Below are 2,773 nucleotides of genomic sequence, written 5' to 3'. Positions count from 1 at the left end.
CGCGGCGGGGCCGCCGCTGGAAGCGGGCGTCCCCAACGCGGCGATGGAGGATTTCTACGCGCACCTCGAGCGGGTGATCCTGCGCACCGGCTTTCTCGACCCGGGCAACCCGCGCCAGCTGATGCGCCGGCTGCGCTGCCTATTCAACCGCGCGCGGCCCGACGCCAACGAATACAACATCCTGCGCGGCATCCTCGCCAGCGTCGAAGACAAGCTCGGCCCACCCTAGCAAAGGCTATATGGCCGTGCGGCCGAGCCGGGTAAGGCCGCCCGAGCACGTCATGGATGACGCTTTTGCGTCTCTGAAAGGGCCCTGCCGGGGCCGAAGCCGAGGATCAAGGCTAGGGGGCGTTTTCAACGGCCTGCTGGCCGCAGCGCGGATTTTCCATTTTGAGGCAGCGCCGTTTATAATTCCGAGTGATTCGCTAGGGTATTGGCGAGCTCTCTGGATTATCAAGGAATAACAGATGTTTGCACGCATGCGTGAGGACATCCGCGCGGTCTTCGAGCGCGACCCGGCGGCCCGCAACAGCTGGGAGGTGCTGACCTGCTACCCGGGCCTGCACGCGGTTTGGTTCCATCGCCTGGCGCACTGGTTCTGGACGCACGGCCTCAAGTGGCTGGGCCGTTTCACCTCCAACCTCGGCCGCTGGCTGACCGGCATCGAGATCCACCCGGGCGCGCGCCTCGGCCGCCGGCTGTTCATCGACCACGGCATGGGTGTGGTGATCGGCGAGACGGTCGAGATCGGCGACGACGTGACGCTGTACCAGGGCGTGACGCTGGGTGGCACCAGCTGGAACAAAGGCAAGCGCCACCCGACCCTGGAGGACGGCGTGGTGGTCGGCGCCGGCGCCAAGGTGCTGGGCCCGTTCACGGTCGGCAAGGGCGCGCGCATCGGCTCCAACTCGGTGGTGGTCAAGGAAGTGCCGCCGGGCTGCACCGTGGTCGGCGTGCCCGGCCACCTGGTCAAGTGTAAGGATGCGGAAACCGCGATGCCGGAACACCGCGTCGCCATGGCGAAGAAGATCGGCTTCGACGCCTACGGCCTGACGCGCGACATGCCGGACCCGGTCAGCAATGCCATCGGTGCCATGCTCGACCACCTGCATGTGCTGGACACGCGCCTGGAACAGATGACGCGCCTGCTCGCGGACCGCGACCCGCGCTTCCGCCAGCTGGACGTGCCGAGGCTCGAGGTGCCCGACTTCGAGGCCGAGGTGCAGGAATCGGTGATCCCGGCGGATGCGGCCAAGCGGGTGGGGCAGCCATGAAGCTCACCACGCGCGGGCGCTATGCGGTGACCGCAATGCTGGATCTCACGCTCCACCAGAACGCGGGGCCGGTGACGCTGGCCGACGTCGCACGGCGTAACCGCATCTCGCCGGCCTATCTCGAGCAGCTGTTCGCCAGCCTGCGCCGCCAGGGCCTGGTCGAGAGCCTGCGCGGGCCCGGCGGCGGCTACCGGCTGGCACGGCCGGCCGACGAAATCTCCGTGGCCTGCGTGATTGCGGCGGTGAACGAGGACGTGGACGCGACCCGCTGCGGCGGCGCACGCGACTGCCACGACGGCGGCCGCTGCCTGACCCACGATCTGTGGGAGGAGCTGACCCGCCACGTGCGGGATTTCCTGGAATCCGTGACCCTCGCCGAGCTGGGCGCGCGCCATGCGCGACGGGCGGCCGCGACGGGCACGCAGCCGCTGCGGCGCATGCCGGCTCCCGCGCTGGCCTCGGCCAAGTAGCATGCCCGTTTACTTCGACCACAACGCCACCGCGCCGCTCGACCCGCGCGTGCTCGAGGCGATGCTGCCGTACCTGGCCGACGCGGCCTACGGCAACCCGTCCAGCGTGCACCGCTATGGCCGCGCCGCGCGCCAGGCTCTGGATACTGCGCGCGCGCAGGTGGCGGCGCTGGTCGGCGCGGAAGCCTCGCAGCTGACCTTCACCAGCGGCGGCACCGAGGCGAACAACCTCGCGCTCAAGGGGTATGCCGCACGCCATCCGGGCCGGCGCATGCTGGTCAGCGCCATCGAGCACGCCTGCATCGTCGAGCCGGCGCAGGCGCTGGCGCGGCAGGGCGTATCGGTGGAGTGGATCCCGGTGGACGCGCGCGGCCAGGTGGACCTGGCCGCGCTCGAGACCCTGCTCGCGCGGGGCAACGTGGGCCTGGTGGCGGTGATGTACGCCAACAACGAGACCGGCGTGGTGCAGGACATCCCGGCCCTCGCGGCGCGCGTGCGCGCCGCCGGCGGCGTATTGCACTGCGACGCCGTGCAGGCCGCGGGCAAACTGCCGCTGGATTTCCGGGCCTGCGGCGCACACAGCCTGACGCTGTCGGCGCACAAGATTTACGGCCCGCGCGGGGTCGGCGCGCTGCTGCTGGACAAGACGCTGGAGCTGGAGCCGCTGCTGCACGGCGGAGGCCAGGAGAAGGGCTTGCGCGGCGGTACCGAAAACCTCGCCGCGATTGTCGGCTTCGGCAAGGCCGCCGAGCTTGCGGCCACGGAGCTGGCGCAGCGTGCCGCACACACGCGTGCGCTGCGCGAGCGGCTGGAGGCCGGTCTGCGCGCGCTGCCGGGCGTGGTCATTTTCGGCGACGGCGCCGAGCGGCTGCCGAACACCGTGCAGTTCGGCACGCCGGGCTTCGAGAGCGAGACCCTGCTGATGGCGCTGGATCGCAAGGGTATTGCCGTGTCGAGCGGCTCGGCCTGCCACAGCGGCAAGACCGAGCCCAGCCACGTGCTGCTGGCCATGGGCGTCGAGCCGGGTCT

The 2,773-nt window shown here is 70.3% G+C and carries 4 protein-coding genes; all 4 read left to right on the top strand.

All coding sequences use genetic code 11. The annotated features are described in order from the left end of the window. Positions 1-229, top strand: a 229-nt coding sequence (locus VNJ47_03275; GenBank protein ID HXG27852.1) for a tRNA (cytosine(32)/uridine(32)-2'-O)-methyltransferase TrmJ, incomplete at its 5' end; no start/stop codon positions are given. 238 nt (positions 230-467) lie between these two features. Then, a complete protein-coding gene (gene cysE, locus VNJ47_03270; GenBank protein ID HXG27851.1) occupies positions 468-1,274 on the top strand; it encodes a serine O-acetyltransferase in 807 nt (268 codons plus the stop codon). Then, positions 1,271-1,744: an Rrf2 family transcriptional regulator gene (locus tag VNJ47_03265; GenBank protein ID HXG27850.1), complete on the top strand. Its 474-nt coding sequence runs from the start codon at positions 1,271-1,273 to the stop codon at positions 1,742-1,744. Before cysE ends, VNJ47_03265 begins: the two co-directional genes overlap by 4 nt. A gap of 1 nt (position 1,745) precedes the next feature. Further along, positions 1,746-2,773, top strand: a 1,028-nt coding sequence (locus tag VNJ47_03260; GenBank protein ID HXG27849.1) for a cysteine desulfurase family protein, incomplete at its 3' end; no start/stop codon positions are given.

Source organism: Nevskiales bacterium, assembly GCA_035574475.1.
Taxonomy (GTDB): Bacteria; Pseudomonadota; Gammaproteobacteria; order Nevskiales; family DATLYR01; genus DATLYR01.
The sequence above is the reverse complement of the archived record's forward strand: the minus strand, read 5'-3'. Positions and strand labels throughout refer to the sequence as shown.

Excerpts from the sequence above, each read along its gene's own strand:
- cysE (HXG27851.1), top strand. The coding sequence starts at position 468 with ATGTTTGCACGCATGCGTGAGGACATCCGCGCGGTCTTCGAGCGCGAC.
- VNJ47_03265 (HXG27850.1), top strand. The coding sequence starts at position 1,271 with ATGAAGCTCACCACGCGCGGGCGCTATGCGGTGACCGCAATGCTGGAT.